Consider the following 20,791-nt stretch of genomic DNA (forward strand, 5'->3'; position numbering starts at 1 on the left):
GGCTTGATCCTTAGCCCGGTCTTGCGTAACTAGCGCAACACGATTGGGGTGTGGCCTAGCGGTAGGGCAACTGTTTTTGGTACAGGAGATCGTAGGTTCGAATCCTACCACCCCAGCCAAGTATCTTTTTGTGTGTGCCGTCCGGCATGAATCGCAACTTGTCCGGCTAGAGATGCAACTTTTGTGGGTAAGAACACAACTTCCACTGGGACTTCTGCATTAATCGCCGTTCTTAGGGAAATTGCGGTTTTTGAGGTTGAGCATGCCGCGCAAATCACCGTTCAAGCACCATCGTTTTCCACGTGAGATCATCCTGTGTGCCGTGCGCTGGTATCTGCTATCCTCGCTGTTTTATCAGGATGTGGTCGATCTTCTGGCAGAGCCCGGCATAATGATCGACCGTGTATCGCTGGGTTCAGAAGTTCGTCCCAGAACTGACCACGCGCACCGAGAAGCATTTGCGCCGGGCGAGAGTCGACTGGCATGTCGATGAGACCAACATCCGTGTCGGCGGCAAGTGGCGCTATCTTTGGAGAGCTGCCGATGCAAACGGTCAGATGATCGACTTCCGCCTGACTGCGCGTGAAATCTTTTGCGAAAGCAAAGTATTGCCTCTTTCCTATATTCTGTAATGTTAGCGCTAACAAAGATCAGTCAGATGGACAGCCGCGGTGGAAGAGACCTACAAAAATTTGTTGCAGAAGATCAAAATGGGGCCAGCACCAGAAAAGATAGCGGCATACCGCCGACTCATCGTCGGATATACAGCTGAGGAAAGCGTTGTTACAGAAGTCGCCAAGCAGCTTGCTATTGAAACAAGCGGCATCGTTTACAACCAAGTTAGGGACCTCGACCTTACGGGCGGGCCACGCCTTGATTGGTATTTGATCCGTACTGAACGTTTGCAGAAATGCAAAAAAGCCGATGAACGTTATGCTGCGCTTTCAGTTGACGCGGACTACGGCGTGGATACCCGAACATTTCTGGACGGCGTGCTTTGCAACGACAAGGACCAATCTGTTCGCCGCCGCGCGCTTGATGTTTTGTTGGCAAAAAACAAAGGCTCGCAGGACCTGTCGCTGCTGACGCTTGCACAGACCTTTTTGGAAAACGAAGAAGGTTTGCCGCCGGTTGAGAAGAGTATGGTTTGGCATGGGATGGCCAATCTGGCACAATCACCGGAGCAGATTGCCTTTTTTGATGACGTCCTGGCCACTGCGTCACCAGAGCATGCGGCACACATCGGACAAGTCCTTAGCATCATGCAAGCCACCGGTGTGGCCTACGATCAGAAAATCTTGTTTCTCTGTCAGGATGCGTATGATTCAGTTCTACAAAATGATCGTGGTCTGGTTTCTGATACGGACCGGGTGCTTTATAATATTGTCGCGAAGTTCTTGGATCATCGAACATTTTCTGCGGAGTTCATGAGCAAAATTTTTGTTTGGGCAATAGGACCAATGTTGGCCTTTGCGGAAAGTTCCGATTCCAATGGCTGGTCACTGTTGCGCAGTGTTCGCGATATGCTTGGAAGGTCTGACGCGGAACGCCCAATTGCGACTGATCTGCTGTACAGATTAATCACAGATGAGGATATTTTTGATAGAGAACGTGGATTTGCCGTTCCGTATTATGTCCGATCCTGCCGAGCATTGGGCATGTCAGAGGCAGGCATTGCCGACCAACTGAAGCCTTTGCAGAAAGAGGGCGACGACCCAGTGTCAAACACCATCCGGCAGGTCCTCAATCAAGATCCTGATGCAGCAGCAAAAAGAGAACTGGCAAAGCAGAAATTCGTGGAGCAAAAGCACCGTATCGAAGTAGTTAAGACATTCGCCGACTTCGTTTCGCCTTTTGTGCCCGCCCGCAGTCTTGGGTCAATTACCGAACCTGTCATTGCGATGGCAAAAGCAGCCGAAATACTGGACGGTGCGACTATGCTTCAAGCATTCGCCGACATAGGGTCACAGTCGAATGAGCACACCCCGATACTGACGCTTGATCGCGATGATCGGGCGTCGGCATCGGAAGTGCTTGAAGCCTCACAGTATTTTCTCGCGCTTCCGGCCGAAGACGGTCTTTATGCAGATGAAGCGATGTACGACGCTTCGGTGCATGACCAGTTCGCGTTATACGCAATGTATCTTGCGCGCTTTGACCTGACGCTGGCTTATGTTGATGTAGGCTGGGACGACCCTTGCGCGGTGGTGTTGTCACAACCGGATAGGTTTATGGATTTTCTGGCCAAAGAGCTTCCCGACATAACGTGCACGGTATTTGGCTAGATCAAATCTCGCCTTCGTGACAGCCCGGGTCGGGCTCCTGATGGCGGCATAATTTATATCGGAATGTCATCTTGCCCTCTGTTGCGGACGACCACGAAAAATGGTTCGTCGTTAGCAAACCCACTTCGTTATGACGAATGACGTGTCCCAGACCAGAGCAATCGGCGTACTCGGTATAGTGCGTCTCATTTCCGTTTTCAGCAACACTCAGGAATGTTTCGGTGCCGTTAGCAGAACGGTTCCATGTGCTCACCACGCCAGTCATCGTCACAACCGAGCGATCAAATGACCAGTTTTCATGCACGACATGCGTGACTGCATCGGTTTCGGGGTCTTTGGTGGCAAAACGCAAACGTTCCCCCCACCAAAGACGCGCTTTCGATATTGTTTGGCGAAAGGAATGTTCCAGCGCAGCCGTTGGCATCGTACATCTCGTGGCTGCAACTCAGCGCGACCATGGGCAATAGCAAATCGACGACCCCCATTTGCGTGAAGTCACCGTATGCCTTTAGCGGCACAAGGGCTGCAAATGGATCTTGTATCGCCGCAATACGCTCCGAGACCACTTCGGCAGCAGGATAAGTTTGCGAATGCAACGCGACATAGTCTGTTGCATCACCCGCGTATGGCCCGCAGGCCTGCGCTGTTGCGGCATTCCCGACAAACATCACCAAAAGTGCAATAGGTATTCGCTTCATGGTTATCCCACTTTCTTGGACCCAATCGATAGGCTGCCGTCAAATACTCTTTGTTGCAACAGAGCAATTTTCTTTCAGAGCCAAACCAAGCGAAAGCGGACATCCTTGCATCGCACAGCATTGGAGACTCTGGGCTGATGTTGTTGAAAAACCCGACTTGAGAGTTGTTGTTGTCTGCGGATTTATTGTGGCCAGCGTTGGTTTTACGCCATCGCGGCGCCTGCGGGGCCTGCGGGGCGCAGTTTGGCGAGGTTTTGGGCTGTTGCTGCGAGGAGGAATTCATCTTTTGCACCCTTTGGTCCACGAAGGCGCAAGCGGTCGAGCCGCATGATTTTCTTGAGGTGCGCGAAGAGCATTTCGACCTTCTTTCGCCTTCGACTGGCCTCTGCATAGGCGTCTGTTCTGGCAATCTGTCGCGCTTTGTCACGTGCTGCTTCGTGGACATGCCGTGAGACAATGCGAGCATCTTTGTTGGGCGTACACTGCTCTTTAAGGGCGCAGGTGGAGCAATGCGTTTTGCTGGCGTAATACCGTTTGATGCCATCTTTGCTTACGCCAGTGCGTGGGGTGCGCATCTTGCGCCAGTACTTCTTGAGGGGTTTGCCACCAGGACAAGTGTATTCATCCGTGGTGGATCATATCTGTAACGGATTGCACTTATCCGTGGCTCGGATTGCAAACATCCCGGATTCTCGCTCGAATTATTTGACACTATCCGGGGTACTAAACTCACATTATCTGCAAACGTGATCAGATTATGTGCGACGGGATTGCAATCATCCGCGTCGGATCGCATTACATGCGAACCGGATTTTCGGCAAGTTTTCAAGTGTTTGCATTCCCATCAAGTTGTTGAGGCGCTGAACGTAGATTGTCGGATGCGATTTCAAGACAAAAATCTGCAATGGTTGCGTTCCCGCGCCTGCCAACGCCCTGTGGTCTGGAAATGGTACGTTTGCAAGCCGAACCGATTATGTTTGCAAATCACTACAACTACGTTTTGACCTGCATCGGTGTTTTCCCGGTCTCGCGTTTGAATGCTTTGTAAAATGATGAGCGAGAGTTGAAGCCGACATCATATGCGATCATCAATACAGTCTCATCGGTTGTCGTCAGTTGCTTTAATGCGTCCTTGATCCGCCAACTGTTCACATAGTCAAAGAAAGTCGCGTGCAGCTTGGTGTTAAGCGTTTGAGATACGTAATGCGATGATGCACCGATATGTTTTGAAAGATCAAAGAGCGACAGATTGGGGTTACGGTAAAGCAGGTCATTCTGCATGGCCCATTGGATTTTTTTGGCAATCCGGCTGGATTGTGCGTCGTCCAAAGCAGAGTTTTCGTATTTGGGTTGCCGCACCTCTGGTTGCCGGTCCTGATTGGGTGCCTGGACCAGCGCGAATGCTGGCCGCTGCCTGAGCCCCCAAATGCCGATGACCCAGATCAATCCGATCAGAGTTACCTCTTCCAACAGGTCAAGCCAGAATGCCCGCCCCGCCGGTATCGCGTCGTCAAAAAATGTGGAAACAAAGCCCGTCACATCGAAAAGGACGTAGAAAACCGACCAAAGAATGATTAGCCAGATCCATCGCAACTCTCGGTTTTCGGTACTGGCGAAGATGTCCTTTAGGCGCTTTTGGTGCCGCGCCAGACGCCGGATGACCAATATCAGATATGTAATGACCAGTCCGGTCATCAATAGATTCAGGCCAAGTAATGCAAGAATACCGGCTATAACCTGAGGCGCGAGCGTACCGGGAAACTCCACGTCAGATTGTAGCAGGCTTGGTGGAATGAACAGGATCAACGCGATCAGGCAAAGCGCAATTGTCAGCGGCGTAAAGTGCTGCCATTTCCGGGGTATCGCCTGATGCCCATCTTCCCTGGTCAGTTCCCAAACGTACCACCACAAAAGGAACGGGCTGATTAAGTCCGGCATCATCAGCGCCACTTCGAAGTAGTGGACCACAGCAAATTGATTATCTGTGGTCGGAGCCGGAATAGCCAGCCCTGGAACCTCGGTCAGTCCCTGACAAAGGAACAGCAATCCAAGCGGCCGAAAAAGTATCTTGTCGCTACGGCGTGTCAAAAGAACACTGGCGCAAAACAGGCATATGCCTGTGCGCAGCGTTGCCATCAGCATGATCAGGTGCGCGTCGTCCATCTTTATGCGCCTTATCGGGGCCGCCACCTACGTGCAAGGCGGCGACCGCGTTGATCAGAAGCTGTAAATGAAACCGATATGGGCAGAGGCCTCATAATCGGCTTCAAGCAATGGGCTATCTCCGATATCGCTAAGGTCGGTGTAGTCCAGAAGCCCCACGATCGCGCCGTTGTCCGATACCGGGAACACCATTTCGATGCTTGCAAATGGCAACACCGCATCCTTCGTTTCAAAGGCTTGCCTGCCGCTGCGCGCCTCGGTCGGTGAAACCCCATAATAGTATTGGTTGTGTTGTTCAGACGTGTATTTTGCACCGCCAGACACAGTTATACCGACAAAGGAAAGGTCAGTTTCATACCCGATCGCTGCGCTGGCAGTCATACCGCCATGCGCGTCAGAGATATCCTTATCAGCAGTTGCCGCGATAAACAGGCCGCCATCAAACGCGTAAGTGCCTTCTAATCCGATGGTCAGATCTGCCTCACGCTCCATTCCGTCGAAAAAGTCGTTATCTTCATCAAAGACAAGACCCAGATTTGACGCAGCGGTTAGTGATAAACTGGCGTTGTCCCCGTTCAAAACGTGATAGCCAAGACCGTCGATCCCGATATGAAAATGTTCGGTATCATAGGCAAAATAGGGCACAATGGATGCTGTGGTATTGTCATCGCTGACGTAACCGCCATCTTCGATACCGACAAATCCACCAACGGTAAAATTGCCTTCCGCATAGGATGGAGTGGCCGCGCAAAGCAGTATGATCGCATAGATATTTTTCATTGCAGTGTCTTTCAGTTTGATTGTGTGCGCTGGATATGTGCGACGAGTCCCCGAACAGCAGCAGGATGACGACTCACCAGATTGGTTTCCGAGAAGATATTGATGGGCAGTTCAGGCGGAATACCACGGCCTTCCCACAGGATGCCGTTCTGGTCGCGATAGACTTCATTCGACATCCCGATTTCCCATCCGTTAGGCAGCGTCTTGTACAGAACATCCGAAAGCGCGCCTTGGGTCGGCTGGCCGACATGTGTGACATTGGGTTGCGCGCGGAACGCAAGTGTCATGATTTCGCCCGCGCTGACGGTCGATTGCGTCGTCATCAGATAGACCGGGCCGTAAAAAGATGGTTGGTCCGATGGCTGAACATAGACGGGCGTTGCTTGCGCGCCTTGTGCGTCGGCTGCACGCTTCGTCAGGACAAGGCGGCGTTCATCGGCAAAGCGGGCAGCGATTTCGCGGCCCAGAAAATCGTTGCCGCCAAAATTAATACTCGCATCGACGATAACTGCCTGCACATTTGCATCAGCAAAGGCAGTCATTACGTCATCCATGATTTGATTTATCGCGGCATATTCGCGATCAGCATCGAAGTTATCTGATGTGGACAGCAGTTCATCTTCGGTCAATCCGGTCAGCATCAATACGGCAAGATAGCCAATGTTGCCGTCGATCACACCATACTGGATTTTGCCGCCAGCGGCCGTAGTACCTTGATCTTGCAAAATCTGTTTGGCGATACCATCGACCCAATAGTTTTCAAGCTGCGCGACGAATACCTCATCTTCGTCCACGCCAAGCGTCTCTGCCAATTTGCTGACACCGCGGCCAAGAGGCGTTGTTTTCGGGGCCGCGCTGTATTCGGCACCATCAATCTCGGCGTTCAGTTCCAGATGACCGTCCTGCAGGGGGGCAATCATTCGCGCAAACAGCGCAAACAACGCTTCTTCTGTCATGTCAGCTGAAAGGCGTTGCCGCGCCTTACGCACACGTGCATCCCAGTTGACACCATAGAGATCGAAGAACGCATAATTCGCGGCGAAGATGTCTGCAAAAGCCTGAAAATTGCCTTCAACCGTGTTCTGCAAAGGCGCTGCACAAGCAGCTGGCAAAGCGTCTTGGCTGATGTAAGTTGTGCGGTGCGGCTCATACTTTATCCCATAGGTAAATGAACTGCCACTTACTCCGACCTGAACACTGTCAGAAGTCAGGATTGAATCCAGTTCTGCACTGGCTGCCTGATCCAGCACACAGCTTTTGCCAGCCACATGATAAAGTCTTTGCTGACCCGGTCTAAGGTCAATAACGTAGCCATAGCCATCGCTGATCCAAACGCTTTGTTGCAACTGCAGCCTGGTGGCGATGTCTGCAGTCGTGCCGGCGCAAGCCAAAAGTGAAAGGGCTGCTGTTGTACAAGCCGCAGCCTTTGTTGTTCGTCGCATTAAGATTTGCCTTATTAGTGAATGATGGCACATCCCTAGACTGGCAGCGCTGTCGCGTCGTCTCACCCAATAGGGAAGGACAGACGGCGGCATTATTTTTGACGAACCTGACAGGTCCAGAATTTGAAGCGTGGTACGGCTCGCTCAGCAGATCCCTTGCTGGTTAACGTCATATTGAGTGGTCATTGACTACTTAGCAATAAACGACCAGCTTAACCCTTGGCACCGATTTCTTCGCCCCGCTGTATATGAACACCCGCAGCTTCGGCTGCATTGTGCCATAGGGTATCTCGCTCATTCGGCTGTTTTTACACTGAGTGCGCTCGCAGCAAGAAATCACAATGACCCCCGTGGGCTCTCAGTCAGCTTTCGCCGCGCTCATCCTGAACGACGCCTTCCGGTTTTGCAGGTCGCTGAACGCCTTGTGACTGTTCACTGAACTTCCTTGTGAAAACCGACACAAGGCAAATCTCTAAATTGATCTCGCAACGGACGATTAGTTACGATTTAAATGTTCAATTGTGCAGTTGATTGTCATTCCTGTTTTATCATGCCAACGCAAAGCTGCGCGAAACGCTGAGGCGCGCGCTGTGTCGATTTCGGTTTGGGCGCTTGCCAAGGGGGATTGGGCCTCGATCAGGGTGACGCCAGCATCGACACCAGCTTGACGTCGTGCACGTGCCTGTTCCAGATCGGTTGCAAGCAGGCGATATCTTGAGAAGGATGAGACATGAGAGCGAAGTTCAAACACCAAACCGCCCATCAGCAGGTTCAATATTTTCCCAGCCAGAGCAGTCAGCCCCAAGGATATTACCGTGCATTCACATAAGATCCATCAGCGCGTTGCGGCGCTTTTCGCCGTCATTCTACCGATCAGTCTCACCACAGCCCAAGCAGACACCGTCCCTGAAGGCCGGGCGGGTAACGCCTATCAAGCCCCGGTAACCTTTCTAACCAACCATCCGCAATGCACCGGCCCAGACGAGATTGTTGCCCAGGTGACAATCAACGCCGCAGACTTTGGCTTTCGAGTGGATGATGCGACTAACGGTGCTTTCGTCCGCGTCGCAGGCGGCGAAATTGTGGCGGATAGCGCGGTCGAAGGTCAGTGCTACACAACAATCCGAAGAGGTGTCGAAGAGCAGGAAATTTCTGTCGAGTGCCCGCGCAGTGACTTTGCGCAAATCGATTTGCGCAGTCTCGACACTGCTTTAAGTGGCAATGTGACCGCCTGCATCTCGCCAGCCGGATACCGGTTGCTTGAGGGTGACTGGGCGTTCGAAGCACAAGCAGAAGGTGACACCTTCGGCAACACTGGCATTTTTCAGGCCTATGATGATTGGCGGCGGACATCTCGCGGCATGATCGCCCCATATGCGCTGCTGCGGGTGCAGCATGAGCGCCCGGATATATATTTTATCGATGACGAAGGCTATAACGGCAATTTGATTTCACAAACGGCACCGTGGATTGACCTTGAGCTAGGATGCGTTCCCCTGACGAGGGCAAGACGCTCTGATACTGCGATTGATGGCGCGGAATCGCTACCGTTCCTGTCCGCCAGACTTGCAATCTATCCGCGCAGCGCAGGTGCAAGCGACTGTGATGAAAAAGCCTGCTATGGGCTCCGATGGATGCATCATTTCACAACGGCGGATGCCGGTCAGTGCGCTGTCCCATAAGAGCGATCTCTGATAATACGCTTCTGCTCCTTACCCCGACAGGACCCTTAAAGGGGTTTGCTGTACTCAGCCCTACACGACCCCTTAACGCCCTATTCTGCACTCACCCGGAGTCGACCCCATATTGCTCGCAGTAAATCCAATGACCGCTTTCCCATACTTCGCATAGGATTCGGACCACTCAACAAAACTCCAGTAAGTAGGCCGGGGACTTATAGGACGACGCGCTGTTACTGAGCTGCTATGTTCGCGACACAAACATACCACCGAGAGGGACGGTCTATTTTGAGAACGCTTCATAAGTCATTGTCTACGTTTTTGACGTTAGCTCTATTGCCTGCGCCCGCCAATGCTGACGTGTCAGCCGTCACACAGGCCTTTGTCAACGTCTGTCCCGCCGCCCTAATACGAGGTGTCTCGCCACTTGATCTTGGGATGGGCCCGCAGGTTGAAGGCACTTCACGAGTTCTCACAAAAGAGCTGATTGCGGCAATGCCTGGCGTATTTTGGCGTAACGACGCAACTGAAGTCACAATGTCGCTTCCTTTGGGCGGTATGTCCTGTGTGGTTATTGGAGAGGTTGGCGCACCACACTTTTCGTTGGCCGAGTTTGATGAATGGCGAGCAAGGCACCCGAATATGCTGCAACTAATTGAGACACAAACCCTCAGACAATCCGCGTCGAACGCTGGCGTTTTCTTGGAACTTTGTCTGATGGACCCATCGGATCACAGAGAGCATCGCGTCATCGGAGAAATTAGCAAGCGCCAAGATGGCTGGTCACTGAACCTTGCAATGCACCGAGATGAGGCCTGTAAGTATTCAAGCTGACATCGCGCAGCTCTGGGGTTGTCAATAAAACCACCCGTTAACAAAGCAGTCATTCTTACAGCATGCAGCATCAGTTACTTTTGGGCTGATTTTGTTGAAAAAGTCTTTGACTTGGATGCGTTTGTTTCGGGTAAGGGATGAGGTGAGTGGCTCCTGCTCCACCGGCATCGAATGTGCCAAAGTGCCGTTATAAACGAATGCTAGGAAAGGAGCTAACCAATGACAGTAAAGACCGTAGGCCTGGATTTGGCCAAGGATGTTTTTCAAGCACACGGCATTTCAGAGAACGGCTGCGTTATCTTCAACAAGGCGATCAAACGCGCGAAGCTGTTGGCGTATTTTGAGACTCTGCCACTATGCACGGTCGGCATGGAAGCGTGCGGTTCATCCCATCATTGGGGTCGTCAGCTGCGTAAGCTCGGGCATGATGTGAAGCTCATGCCTGCCGGTTATGTCAAACCGTATGTGAAGGTTGATCTTTGGACCGCTAAGATCATCGCTGATCCGGGCCGTTCAGGTGTGGAATCCGTTCCTGTTTTTTTCCGTTGATTTGGTTGCGGTCAAGATCTGCTGAGCGGAGCCTTTGCGGAGCTCAAGCGAGGCAGGCCGGGTGGCGCGGTTGAGATTGGCATAGACGACCGGGGCCAGCCCGCCAAGCGATGTGTGTGGCCTTTGTGTGTTGTAGTCGATCCTCCAGTTTTCGATGATCTTCCTGGCTTCGGCGAGATTGCCGAAGATGTGTTCGTTCAAGCATTCATCTCGCAGTCGGCCATTGAAGCTTTCCACGAAGGCATTCTGCATTGGCTTTCCTGGTGCGATATAATGCCAGCCGACGCCAGTGTCCTGGCACCATCGTAGCACAGCGTGCGAAGTCATTTCCGTTCCATTGTCGGAGACAATCATATCTGGTTGGCCACGTCGCCGGATCAGATCATCCAACTCGCGGGTCATCCGCGCACCAGACAGGGAACGATTCACGACCGTCGCCAGAGCTTCACGCGTGCAATCATCCACGATGCACAACACCCGGAACCGCTGACCATCTTCAAAGGCATCAGACACGAAGTCCAAAGACCAACGCTGATTGGCCCGATCCGGCACCAGGATAGGCCTACGCGTGCCCAAGGTCCTCTGTGGGGGGCTCCTGCAACGCGGCTTCCCGAAAGCGGACGTCCTAGGGTGCCGACAAGGCCAACTTTCGGGAAAGCAAAATCAACAAGTCTTTGATCTGCCTGCATCGGTATCTTAGGTGCAGACTGTTGCAACAATAAGTGCAATTCAAACGTCGGGGTGAAACTGTATACTACTTAAATGTCAGACCATTCGCGATAAGATCTGCTAAGGGCGCTTTATCCGTTTCTAAAGGATGTGCGCCGTATATCGTTTCGAGGTTGGTCAGGTTTTGCAGTGGTGCTAGATCAGTGATTGGTGTGCCTTTGATCGTTAACGTTCTTAATTCCGTGGATCGACTCAACGGAAGCAAATCGCTAACCTTTGTGTTTCGAAGGTTCACATTTTCCAATGCCGCAAGCCCTGCAAGCGGTTGGATGGCGGAAATTTCAGTATCTAGTAAATAGAGTTGTTCCAGATTTCTAAGACCCTCTAAGCCTTCAAGGGACTTGATTTCAGTATGACCCAAATCCAAATACTGTAAATTGGACATACCTGATAACAGCTTAGTATCCCAAAAATCGGTATAATCGAGCTTGAGGTATCGCAGGTTCGTCAAACCAGAAAGTGGCGTGTAATCGTAGGTTTCTGCGTGAGCGAGCGATAAGTACTCAAGAGATGACAAACCGCCCAACCCTGATATGTCGTTTACAGGACTAAAACTAAGATACAGCTCTTTAAGATTATCAAGTTCTGCAAGTGCATCAAGTGACGTAACTTTCGTGCGGAACAAATTAAGAATACGTAGGTTCGTGAGATCTGCCAGCGGTGTTAAGTCGGAGACAGACCCTTCGTAGAAGCTGAGCGTTTCCAAAGATGTCAGACCAGATAGTGGCGATAAATCACTAACGTTACTAAAAGAAAGATCGAGGTATTGGAGATCGATTTCCCCCGCCAATTCTTCCAAATTCCATAGAATTGGCATCCGAACCAAATACAGTGTTGTTCCATCGTAATTTGCATTCAGATCTGAAATAGCAAGAGGACTCATCCCTTGGTTCTGGCGCGTCATGCGGTACGCTAAATCTGCAATTTTTGGCGTGACATACTGTGGCAGTCCACAATCTGCCCAAACAGCTTCGTGGTAAACGTATCCGCTTGCTGAATTACCGTCACCAGTGTCTCGGAGTTTGACGTAGTAGTAGTGGTATCCTGCATCGTTTGTTTTTACCGATTGAACCGTAACAGGCAAACTGTTTGGTAATTGTCCAACAATGCTTGACCCCTGCGCTGTTGGCTTGTTCCGCATGTTCGTGAAAGACGACTCGTCATTGCAAATATATACTTCCGCTCCTTCGCTGAAGTCTGGATCCATATCAACCTGCGCCGAAATCGGGTTAGATAAAGCGATTGCGAATAAGAGAGTTAAGACACGTATCATGATAACACCTGATGGAATGGTTTGCTTCTCGACCCTACCTACCGTGCGCCTTTCCGTTTCGAAAGAGCAGACTTTCGTGCCGTCAGGCCCAACTGGACCGAATGTGCATATTTGGGCGTCTTGAAGAACAATAGCGGAACATGAGGTTTAGCCGCCGTTCGCTGCGTCGTCCACAAACAAGCAAGACGCGAGACTAAGTAAGCATTCGCTGCGGCTGTGCCAAGGTCAGCTTTCCACTCGTAGCTTCAAACGCAAATTTGAACTTGGCCATACGAATTTACGCTAGTTTCCCAATTCGTCGGTGGCTCTTTTAAGTGCGATTTCAGCCGTTCCATTAAATAAGTCGAATACATCAACAATCTCGCCTCGCTCTACACGCTTAGAGATCATCGTCAACGGAAACAACAAAACGCTAGTTCGCTCAACTCTTAGGGCTGGATCACGTCCAAAATCATCCTCGACAGCAACCCATTCAAAGCCATGCTGCTGAACAAGAGCATCGCCGAGAACGATACCCATGCACTGTAATTCATAGGTTTGATCAGCTTCAAAAACGCCCGCTTCCAGTAAGGCGCGCAATGTACCAAGCTTTCCCGCAGCGGTTCGATACTGCTCCAGACTGCCTTCAGACACAAAATTTATCACGACTGACCTTTGTACTTCTAGTCGCTCAGAATCTTTCACAGACAATGGCGAAACAGTTTGTTCCATATGGCGGCTCCTCGAAACTTTTGCAGACTGCAGCAGTTCTGACCCAAACGGCAAGTATATGGAAACTATATGTCTAGGGCGCATCTAGGAAGGTGCCAACGAAAGAAAAGTCGACGTTCGTTCACCTAGCAGTATCGGTCAAGCCGGCCCGTTGCAGACATACTCTCGTACTGGTCATCTAATGGACGCTAGAGACCCGGCACCCTGATCTTGGACGGCAGCAGCACAGACCATTGCTGAAGCTCAGACCTTAGGTCCCAGCGGACGCTTTGCGTGCTGCGCGATATTAGAATATCGAGGATAATTTAGCTTGAAATTGGCGTTACCTTAATAAGGCCATTCCGTGAAAAACTTACATTCAGGCGGCATTCGTCTTCGTCTAGGAATTCAAGAACATTGATGTCACCATTTCTATTGAGGGCGTATTTTTCGATACGGTAACCGATAATCGATCCTGCCACATTGATTGCAGTGACGCCCTCGATCTCAATCATGAATGGAGCGTCGGCATAATCGCGAACGCGAATCATAATGCTGCCACTAGCGTAGTCAAAGCCATCTATGGAACCATCTGTAAGAACCATACTAGAAAGCTTCATAGTTGATGGTGCCCGATCCATTCGGCCCTGTCTTCGTTCTCATCTTGTATCCTTTCAAGGATTACTATGAACCGAAAACTCTTGCTAAGCAAAACTGCTGCTCTGTCTCAAAGGCCGTGACGGGATACAATTTTTTGTACATGATAAACGGGGATCAGATTAGTGTACCCAATGCAGTGCTAGCACTTTCAATAATTCAACCCGATATGAACCCTGCTGATGCATATAAATATCAAGTTCAACAGGCACTACTAGATAATGGCGTAGAAGAAGCACCAGAACTATATGTAGTTTTCTCAAATTTCAATAACGAGCAGATGTTAGAGGGCACAGAAGCTGATGATGTAATAATTACTGAAGGTGATCTAACGTTTGTTTTCGCAGGTGATGGAAATGATAGTATAACAGGTAATGATCAGAACAATGTTTTCTATGGTGGTTCAGGAGATGATGTTTTAGGTGGTGGAACTGGGGATGGCACATATATCTATAGGCTAAATGATGGTAATGATATCATTAGCGATTATGCATATGAGCGTGGTAATGACCGCCTTGTCTTCAGCGATCTGACCCCTGCAGATGTAACGGTGGGGCGCGATGGCCAGAACCTGCTACTGAGCCTTGCCAATGGCGAGGTGATCACCATCGTCAATCATCTCAATGGGGACACTCCTTGGGCCATCGAGACCATCGAATTCGCCGATGGCACCACTTGGGATCACGCTGCCAGTCAGGCACAGATCTCGACAAGACTTATGTCCACACCACAGGTGACGGCTCTTATACCATCACCGACTTTTACTATTACGGTGGTAATGATGAGTTCATCTTTACCGATGTTGCATCAACTGACGTGACTGTTCAACGTTTGCAAAGTGACGCGAATGACCTGGTTATATCTTTGACAAACGGCGACCAGGTTACTCTGCTGGATCAGCTGATCGGCGATGGTCGTCATGGTGTTGAAAGTATTCAATTCAGTGATGGCGCTGTTTGAGATCGCGATGATCGGCCTGGATGTACCGACCTGTGGTGGGGTCGTAGTCCCGCATCCAGTTCTGGTGGGGGCCGCGTTCGGATTGGTGCTATTGGCCGGGGAAGCGGAGGTTTATGGGGGTGCCGGTGGTGGTCTCGACGCCGCCGAAGGGGAGGTGGGAGGCCTCCCAGACCTTCGCTCCGCTTGTGTCGGTGGCAAAGACCGGCCGGCCGATATGGTTGGTGCGCACAAAGTACACGGCTCCACCCTCGACCATGGCCATGCCGTCCATCCAGATGTACGCGTGTAGAGTGTCTTTGACTGAGCCACGCAGTTGATTGTAAAGGCTGCCACCCGGTTCATAGCGCTATATTCATAGCTGTAGGCGAAATGATCTCGGTCATTCAGTGCAGTTCTAGTGAAAACCTAAACGCCTTAATCTAAGCTCAAAATCGGCTCTATGTTGCGGAGCGGGCGACACAAAGCAAAGTGCGGCTCTTAGATTCCCAGAAATTTTTGCATGCTTCCAGATAGCCTCTGAGCTTTCTTCGTAATCGTGAACCATCAAATTTTCAAGCGGGCCACAGCCCAACTTTTCAAATTCAGATTCTGTCAGATCTTGCTTGGCAATCTCGATAATTGCATGTCGAAGTATATCTGGCCGCTTCGCAGCCCACTCTATGGAAGCTCCAACGACCCATTCAGAATTTAGCCACATATCTGTTCCCGGGGCAGATCGTATATGTGCAATCCAATCTTTGGAAAACCTTTCTATATTGCTCTTATCCATAATCATACAGCTACTTCAAAATTTCTCGGATAGAGTTCCTTAGATGTGGGGGCATTATCCATCCGGGCGCAGGTGGCCGAGCCCAAGCATAATAATGCGCGCGCTTGTCGAAATGGAGGCATCCTCGCCTCTTTGCTTCGTCTATAAGTTTCCGCATGTAACGCTGATAACTCAAAATAGCTTCAGTGTGACCGATAAATGTAAGGTCATTCTTATTAGCTGCTTGATTTGTAAATCGTCGATTCATCTCCCGCACCGCGTTCCAGATCTTTGCATAGATATCCAAGCAGTCTCGGGTTGTACATTGAGTATCTGACGGCGCAGGCTCAGGCCATGGCGCCATCTGTGGCCAGCTGGCCATGGGATGAGTGCTAGGGAAGCCAACTGGTGGCTTCCGCTGTCCACTTGTGACAGGTGGTCTAGTGGGAATTACTGGTACAACCGGAGGGGGAGCCGGGCTTGTGCTTCGCTCACCCCTCGGATCCACATACCTTCCTGGACTCTGCAACGCATACCCATACACACTCGCCCCATCCACCAGCCCCAGCGGATCGGCCTGGATGTAGCGCCCGGTCGTTGGGTCGTAGTCTCGCATCCAGTTTTGTTGGAGGCCGGATTCGCTTTGGTACCATTGGCCGGGGAAGCGGAGGTTGATTGGGGTGCCGGCTTTCTCCTGTACGCCGCCGAAGGGCAGGTAGAGCACCTCCCAAACCTTGCCGCCGTTGGCATTTGTCGCGAAGACCGGCCGGCCAATATGGTCGGTGCGGACGAAGTAGACCGCCCCGCCCTCAACCACCGCAACGGCCATGCCGTCCATCCAGACGTATTCGCGGAGCAGCGTTGAGGTCTGGGTGACCGCATCCCACTCATATTCGGCGATCCGGTTGCCATCGACATCGTGCACCGAATGCAGCACCCGGTTCTCCTGCGTCAGGTGCCGGATCACCTGCTGGCCAAGGGCGTTGTAGGTGTACTCGGCCTGCACCACGCCATTGATGGCGAAGGCCGCCATGCGGTTTGCGTCGTTATAGCCATAGCTGTAGGCCTGGCCCGTGCGGTTGTCATAGGTCACGTTGCCCGCTGCATCATAGGTGAAGCTGCGGCTGGTGGCGCCTGAGATCGCGGCCAGGCGGTTGTCGGTGAGGGGGTAGCTGTAGGTATCCGTTTCGGTCACGCCGCCGACGGTCGCGGCGAAGCTGACGCGATTGCCGACGCCGTCATAGGTATAATCCTGCTCGCCATAACGTCCGTCGGCCGAAGACAGCATCTCGCGCGGGGTGTAGCCGTAGGTCTCGTTGCGGCTGGGCGCGCGGGCATCGGTAATGCTGATTAGGTTGTCGCGCGTGCTCCAGCCATAGTCGATCTCGCGCCGGGTCGTGCCGCTGCGGGTGTCAAGTTGTTTGGTCAGGCGGTAGGAGCTGTCATAGGTCGCGGTGTAAAGCCCACCATCACCATAGCTGAAGCCCGCAACCGGCCCCATGGGGCGGTAGGCCACGCCGGTTACGATATCGACCGGGGGGCCGCCTGTGCCCAAGTCGAGCGCCAGGGACGTGATCCGGTTCTCGGCATCGCGGGTGAGGCTGAGCACCTTGCCCGAGGGATAGGTCAGCGCGGTCAGATTGCCTTCGACATCGGTGTCGTAGCCGATCGTGTAGGTGGCGCCGCCGATGACCCGCTCTTCCGAGGCCAGATTGCCGGTCACGGCATCATAGCTGCGCCGGGTCGTGCCGCTTTCATCCGTCGTCTCCCACAGCTTGCCAACACCCTGCGGCGCCGTGCCGCCGGCGTCGTGGTCATAGGCGAAGGTTTGGTCCTCGCTTGGGTCCGAGGCGAAGCGGCGGGCCAGCAGGCGGCCGCCATTGTCGTATTCATAGGTCGAGGTGATGCCACGGGCATCAGTCATCGAGGTGGGGAGTCCGCGGGAATTGTAGGTGTAGGTGATCGTGCCGCGATCGGCGCTGACCTCCTGCAGGACCTCGCCGAAGCCGTTATAGACGAAGTCGGTCTCGATCCCGCGCGGGTCGGTGTAGTCGGTCATCAGGTCGCTGTCATTGTGGTCCAGCGTGGTGGTGTAATTCTCACGATCGACAACTTGGGACACGCGGTTCAGCGCGTCATAGCTGTTGGTCGAGGCGTAGCTGAGCGGGTCGGTGATGCTGGCCAGGTTGTCCTCACGATCATGCGAGAATTGCCAGATCTGCCCCTCGGCCCCGAGGCTGCGCAGAAGGCGGCCCAGCTCGTCAAACTCGGTCTCCTGCCAAAAGCTGGCCGCAGCCGCGCCGTTGGCGTATTCGGTGCGTGTGATGTTGTCCATCGCGTCGTATTGGAAACGCGCTTCCTCACCTACGGCGTTGGTTGCTTTGATCAAGCGTCTTGCATCGTCGTATTCGAAGCTTGTGCTCTGGCCCAAGAGGGTAGTCATACCCGTGAGCAGACCAACCGGATCATAAGTGTAGGTCGCTGTGGCGGCCGTGGCGGTTCCGGGGTTGAGCGTGACTGAGAGAACCCGGCCATCGACATCATAGTCCAGCGCCCATTCGATGCCGTCGGGTTGGCGCACCAACGTCGGCTGGCCCTGCGCGTTCAGCGACAGGATCTGCATCGTCAGCCCGTTGGGATCGGTGACACCGGTTAGCGCGCCGTTGACATCATAAGTGTAGGTGGTGACATCATTCACGCCATCGGCCAGCAGGCCCGGCCCGTCGGTGGAGATCAGCACTTTGATCCCCGAGGCCAACGTGGTGTAGGTATAATCCCACGTCCGCGTCTGGCCATTGGTCGGGCTGCCAACAAGCACATCTGTCTGGCTGTACTGCGTCAACAAACCCTCGGCCGTGTAGCTGAAGCTCTCTGTCATCTGCGAGGTCGTGCGCGTAGCCGGGAGGTGATAATCGCCGAACCAGGTATAGGCCGTAATCCGCGGCGAAACACCATCTGCATCTTCCGTTTTGGTCAGAACCCGTCCTAGAGCATCGCGCTCAAACGTCGTGCGCGAGCCGTTACGCTCAACCCGCTCATAGACAAACCCAAGCGGTGCGCCAGCATTTGGAGTGTAGCCAAACGATTTTGCTGTGCCGAGACAATTGGCCGTTGCAACACCTTCCACCTCGGATACGCGAAGCATGCCTTGAACATGTGTGTAGCGATAGATTGTCTGATGCCCCAGTGCGTTCTCGACGTAGATGTCCTCATTGTATTCTTGTGGACCGGTCAGATCGGGATTGCGCCCAACACTAGTGCTTCCAACACCGCCCGCGCGGCTGGTGCTCAGCGCGTCACCTGTTCCTGCGCCGTAGGTGAACTCAGCATAGGGTGTCAGAGTGCCGCCCGATGCAGCTTGGCGACCGTCACTGATGCTAGATAAAGCCGGTGGATAATAGAGATCATCTTCCAGATATGAATACTGCGACTGAATTTCAGACACAGAAGTGTTCAGGTCGACGATCGATGTTTCCACAAGCTTGGGCGCCTCTGGAGAACTGGTGTTCTCCTCATAAAGATACGCGATGGCTGTCTGCGGAGAGAATGTGGACCCGTTGTAATCTGAGTCAATTTCGATGCGCGTCACAAGTGGGGCTGTCGCATTCGGAACAGCGGTCGCCGACCAAGTGTATTCAGCACGTTGGCCCTTATTGTCAGAGACAGTCAAAATTCGGCTATCTGCCGCGTCCCTGTCTATGACGATCTGATAGCCGTCCGGCCAGGTAATTTCGCGCAAAGTTCTATTGCCCGCGCCAGCAAAATACATAAGTTTTCCGCTTCCATCTGCGACACGCAAGCGGTAACCAGAAGAATGATAGACGTTTCGAATAGTGTGTTTGTGCCCACCCAGTGCTGGTGTTGTTGAATTTATACCACCAAACTCAATAACTTGACCGTCGTAGGTGCGATATTGATAGGGTCCAGACTGCACGATCTCATCAAAGTTTCCACGCCAAGTCGCACCATGACTTAAAAATGCATCCATCTTGGTGCCGCGGATGACGTTATTGGATGTGTCTTTCGAACTGTAAGATCTTGCAACGGAGAAACGACTATCTCTGCTTGAGAGCCAATCAATCGCATCTTCAGTTTTTCGACCACTCGGAAGTGATATGGAGTCTTCTATTTCTATTTCACAGACACCGGTTGGCTTAATACAAGGAACCTCATCCCAACCCCAAATGCCTGACCAGTTAGATTTTGTAATTTCACATACGTGAGAAACGACAATCGTAACGCCTTTTTCATCGGTGCATGTGATCGTATCCTTATCACCATTATACGTGCCGACGGTGACATTGCCCGAGCCGTCAAACCCACCAAGATCTACGCTGATCTGCTTGCAAATATTATTTACTGGATCGCTATATGCTCTGCTTGGTGAAAGCGGCGCTTGGAGAATCCAGACCTCTTTATAAGTATAGAATACTTCCTGTTCAGATGTTTGTGCTCCAACAGTTGCGGGTTGTAACAGCGCGCAAGAGAGCAATACTGAAAGGAGGGAAAATTTACGGATCAAAGCTTTCATGGATTCGCCTATCTAAGAATTTGATATTTGAAACGTCTTCCAAAGAAAGTAGAGACAGCACTGAATATACTAAGATATCTGACTTGTCAGAATCCTTTAGGAAGCGAAACTCACACGATACAACTTCAAGATACTCACAAAACCGTGAATAGAAAAAACGAAATCGTCAAGAGCTTTTATGACGGAATACCGCTCGCGCTTGACCGCCAGATTATCCAAACACGAAAAGCGGCTCGATTCAGGGGGCACGCTTTCTCGAAGTTTACAAACTATCGCCATCCGAACCTCCTTCACCTAGGCAGGACCTCTCGGAAGAAAGACGCAAAGCGATCTATATGAGTAGCGCAACCGTGTATATCATCCATCCTTGACTATAAGGATCGGGGCGGGACGTCTGGTATCAAGGTTTGGCGGCCCGCAATATCCGTCAGGATCTTGAGATCGGCAAAGATAGTCGGTGCTAAACTCCAAACGCCAAAACGGCACAAATAGTTGTTTTTAAACAGGGTATTTATATGACTAGATCATCCTTCGAAGACATTTCAACTACGTAAATTGCTGGGTGAGCCTGGATTTCGCGATTAGCACCCGGTATCTTACTAAAAAAGTCAACAAAACAATTTATACCTGATTAAAAAAGTCAGATTGACATATCTGATTGAATTACTCAGATTTGAAATAATATCTAGCCACCCCTTACAATACTGGGGAAGCCCGACAATCGTCAGATGAAAGGACTTCCAAGTTGAGAGACTCAGTAGATCATTTGAAAG

The 20,791-nt window shown here is 51.8% G+C and carries 16 protein-coding genes, 1 tRNA gene and 4 pseudogenes; 8 read left to right on the top strand and 13 right to left on the bottom strand.

The genetic code is table 11. The features are described from left to right. Positions 1-44 precede the first annotated feature (44 nt). From HRQ87_RS14190 to HRQ87_RS14200, 3 genes and pseudogenes are all read left to right on the top strand, one after another. Positions 45-119: transfer RNA gene (locus HRQ87_RS14190), tRNA-Gln, on the top strand. A 143-nt stretch (positions 120-262) separates the two neighbouring features. After that, positions 263-584: pseudogene (locus HRQ87_RS20660) on the top strand (IS6 family transposase); the annotation flags it as partial. Between the two features lie 87 nt (positions 585-671). Then, positions 672-2,285, top strand: coding sequence for a hypothetical protein (locus HRQ87_RS14200; RefSeq protein WP_174139104.1), 1,614 nt, complete (start codon positions 672-674; stop codon positions 2,283-2,285). A gap of 1 nt (position 2,286) precedes the next feature. Here the strand turns inward: HRQ87_RS14200 and HRQ87_RS14205 are convergent, their stop codons facing one another. The 6 genes and pseudogenes from HRQ87_RS14205 to HRQ87_RS14230 form a co-directional block, all read right to left on the bottom strand. Beyond that, positions 2,287-2,709, bottom strand: a complete 423-nt coding sequence (locus HRQ87_RS14205) for a hypothetical protein (RefSeq protein WP_174139105.1) — start codon at positions 2,707-2,709, stop codon at positions 2,287-2,289. A 477-nt stretch (positions 2,710-3,186) separates the two neighbouring features. Next, a pseudogene (locus HRQ87_RS14210) lies at positions 3,187-3,588 on the bottom strand (transposase); the annotation flags it as partial. Between the two features lie 388 nt (positions 3,589-3,976). Then, entirely contained in the window at positions 3,977-5,146 is a 1,170-nt protein-coding gene (locus HRQ87_RS14215) for a helix-turn-helix domain-containing protein (RefSeq protein WP_174139106.1), read from the bottom strand. A gap of 54 nt (positions 5,147-5,200) precedes the next feature. Then, positions 5,201-5,926, bottom strand: a complete 726-nt coding sequence (locus HRQ87_RS14220) for a MipA/OmpV family protein (RefSeq protein ID WP_174139107.1) — start codon at positions 5,924-5,926, stop codon at positions 5,201-5,203. 11 nt (positions 5,927-5,937) lie between these two features. Continuing rightward, the gene (locus tag HRQ87_RS14225; protein WP_174139108.1) at positions 5,938-7,368 is read right to left on the bottom strand and encodes a S41 family peptidase; all 1,431 of its coding nucleotides are present in this window, start codon (positions 7,366-7,368) and stop codon (positions 5,938-5,940) included. 496 nt (positions 7,369-7,864) lie between these two features. Continuing rightward, positions 7,865-8,173 (bottom strand): hypothetical protein, encoded by a 309-nt coding sequence (locus HRQ87_RS14230; RefSeq protein WP_174139109.1) that lies wholly within the window; start codon positions 8,171-8,173, stop codon positions 7,865-7,867. A 10-nt stretch (positions 8,174-8,183) separates the two neighbouring features. On the opposite strand from HRQ87_RS14230, the gene HRQ87_RS14235 reads away from it, so the two are divergent. The 3 genes and pseudogenes from HRQ87_RS14235 to HRQ87_RS14245 form a co-directional block, all read left to right on the top strand. Continuing rightward, positions 8,184-9,050, top strand: coding sequence for a hypothetical protein (locus HRQ87_RS14235; RefSeq protein ID WP_174139110.1), 867 nt, complete (start codon positions 8,184-8,186; stop codon positions 9,048-9,050). Positions 9,051-9,335: 285 nt separating this feature from the next. After that, positions 9,336-9,881, top strand: coding sequence for a hypothetical protein (locus HRQ87_RS14240; protein WP_174139111.1), 546 nt, complete (start codon positions 9,336-9,338; stop codon positions 9,879-9,881). Positions 9,882-10,100: 219 nt separating this feature from the next. After that, positions 10,101-10,352 (top strand): annotated as a pseudogene (locus tag HRQ87_RS14245) (IS110 family transposase); the annotation flags it as partial. Positions 10,353-10,394: 42 nt separating this feature from the next. Here HRQ87_RS14245 and HRQ87_RS14250 read toward each other — a convergent pair. From HRQ87_RS14250 to HRQ87_RS14265, 4 genes and pseudogenes are all read right to left on the bottom strand, one after another. Then, positions 10,395-11,015 (bottom strand): annotated as a pseudogene (locus HRQ87_RS14250) (IS3 family transposase); the annotation flags it as partial. A gap of 169 nt (positions 11,016-11,184) precedes the next feature. Then, positions 11,185-12,432 carry a leucine-rich repeat domain-containing protein gene (locus HRQ87_RS14255; protein ID WP_174139113.1) on the bottom strand — a complete coding sequence of 416 codons (1,248 nt, stop codon included), beginning with the start codon at positions 12,430-12,432 and terminating at the stop codon, positions 11,185-11,187. Positions 12,433-12,714: 282 nt separating this feature from the next. Further along, entirely contained in the window at positions 12,715-13,143 is a 429-nt protein-coding gene (locus tag HRQ87_RS14260; protein WP_174139114.1) for a DUF3806 domain-containing protein, read from the bottom strand. Between the two features lie 305 nt (positions 13,144-13,448). Continuing rightward, entirely contained in the window at positions 13,449-13,763 is a 315-nt protein-coding gene (locus tag HRQ87_RS14265) for a hypothetical protein (RefSeq protein WP_174139115.1), read from the bottom strand. Between the two features lie 119 nt (positions 13,764-13,882). Here HRQ87_RS14265 and HRQ87_RS14270 point away from each other — a divergent pair, with 119 nt between their 5' ends. Then, positions 13,883-14,599, top strand: a complete 717-nt coding sequence (locus HRQ87_RS14270; RefSeq protein WP_174139116.1) for a calcium-binding protein — start codon at positions 13,883-13,885, stop codon at positions 14,597-14,599. Next, the gene (locus HRQ87_RS14275; protein WP_343035297.1) at positions 14,596-14,739 is read left to right on the top strand and encodes a calcium-binding protein; all 144 of its coding nucleotides are present in this window, start codon (positions 14,596-14,598) and stop codon (positions 14,737-14,739) included. The genes HRQ87_RS14270 and HRQ87_RS14275 overlap by 4 nt, the downstream gene beginning before the upstream one ends. Before the next feature lie 88 nt (positions 14,740-14,827). On the opposite strand, the gene HRQ87_RS14280 is transcribed toward HRQ87_RS14275, so the two are convergent. The 3 genes from HRQ87_RS14280 to HRQ87_RS14290 all read right to left on the bottom strand — a co-directional run bounded on the left by HRQ87_RS14280 (position 14,828) and on the right by HRQ87_RS14290 (position 20,018). Continuing rightward, complete coding sequence (locus HRQ87_RS14280) at positions 14,828-15,001, bottom strand: hypothetical protein (RefSeq protein ID WP_174139118.1); 174 nt, start codon at positions 14,999-15,001, stop codon at positions 14,828-14,830. Between the two features lie 132 nt (positions 15,002-15,133). Next, a complete protein-coding gene (locus tag HRQ87_RS14285; protein ID WP_174139119.1) occupies positions 15,134-15,508 on the bottom strand; it encodes a hypothetical protein in 375 nt (124 codons plus the stop codon). Positions 15,509-15,518: 10 nt separating this feature from the next. Beyond that, the gene (locus HRQ87_RS14290; protein ID WP_174139120.1) at positions 15,519-20,018 is read right to left on the bottom strand and encodes an RHS repeat domain-containing protein; all 4,500 of its coding nucleotides are present in this window, start codon (positions 20,016-20,018) and stop codon (positions 15,519-15,521) included. Positions 20,019-20,791: the final 773 nt, after the last annotated feature.

Source organism: Parasulfitobacter algicola, assembly GCF_013315265.1.
Classification (GTDB): Bacteria; Pseudomonadota; Alphaproteobacteria; order Rhodobacterales; family Rhodobacteraceae; genus Parasulfitobacter; species Parasulfitobacter algicola.

Bases quoted from the DNA above. Each gene is read 5' to 3' on its own strand.
- HRQ87_RS14205 (WP_174139105.1), bottom strand. From the start codon at position 2,709: ATGCCAACGGCTGCGCTGGAACATTCCTTTCGCCAAACAATATCGAAA.
- HRQ87_RS14215 (WP_174139106.1), bottom strand. From the start codon at position 5,146: ATGGACGACGCGCACCTGATCATGCTGATGGCAACGCTGCGCACAGGC.
- HRQ87_RS14220 (WP_174139107.1), bottom strand. From the start codon at position 5,926: ATGAAAAATATCTATGCGATCATACTGCTTTGCGCGGCCACTCCATCC.
- HRQ87_RS14225 (WP_174139108.1), bottom strand. From the start codon at position 7,368: ATGCGACGAACAACAAAGGCTGCGGCTTGTACAACAGCAGCCCTTTCA.
- HRQ87_RS14255 (WP_174139113.1), bottom strand. From the start codon at position 12,432: ATGATACGTGTCTTAACTCTCTTATTCGCAATCGCTTTATCTAACCCG.
- HRQ87_RS14260 (WP_174139114.1), bottom strand. From the start codon at position 13,143: ATGGAACAAACTGTTTCGCCATTGTCTGTGAAAGATTCTGAGCGACTA.
- HRQ87_RS14265 (WP_174139115.1), bottom strand. From the start codon at position 13,763: ATGGATCGGGCACCATCAACTATGAAGCTTTCTAGTATGGTTCTTACA.
- HRQ87_RS14270 (WP_174139116.1), top strand. From the start codon at position 13,883: ATGATAAACGGGGATCAGATTAGTGTACCCAATGCAGTGCTAGCACTT.
- HRQ87_RS14280 (WP_174139118.1), bottom strand. From the start codon at position 15,001: ATGGCCATGGTCGAGGGTGGAGCCGTGTACTTTGTGCGCACCAACCAT.
- HRQ87_RS14285 (WP_174139119.1), bottom strand. From the start codon at position 15,508: ATGGATAAGAGCAATATAGAAAGGTTTTCCAAAGATTGGATTGCACAT.
- HRQ87_RS14290 (WP_174139120.1), bottom strand. From the start codon at position 20,018: ATGAAAGCTTTGATCCGTAAATTTTCCCTCCTTTCAGTATTGCTCTCT.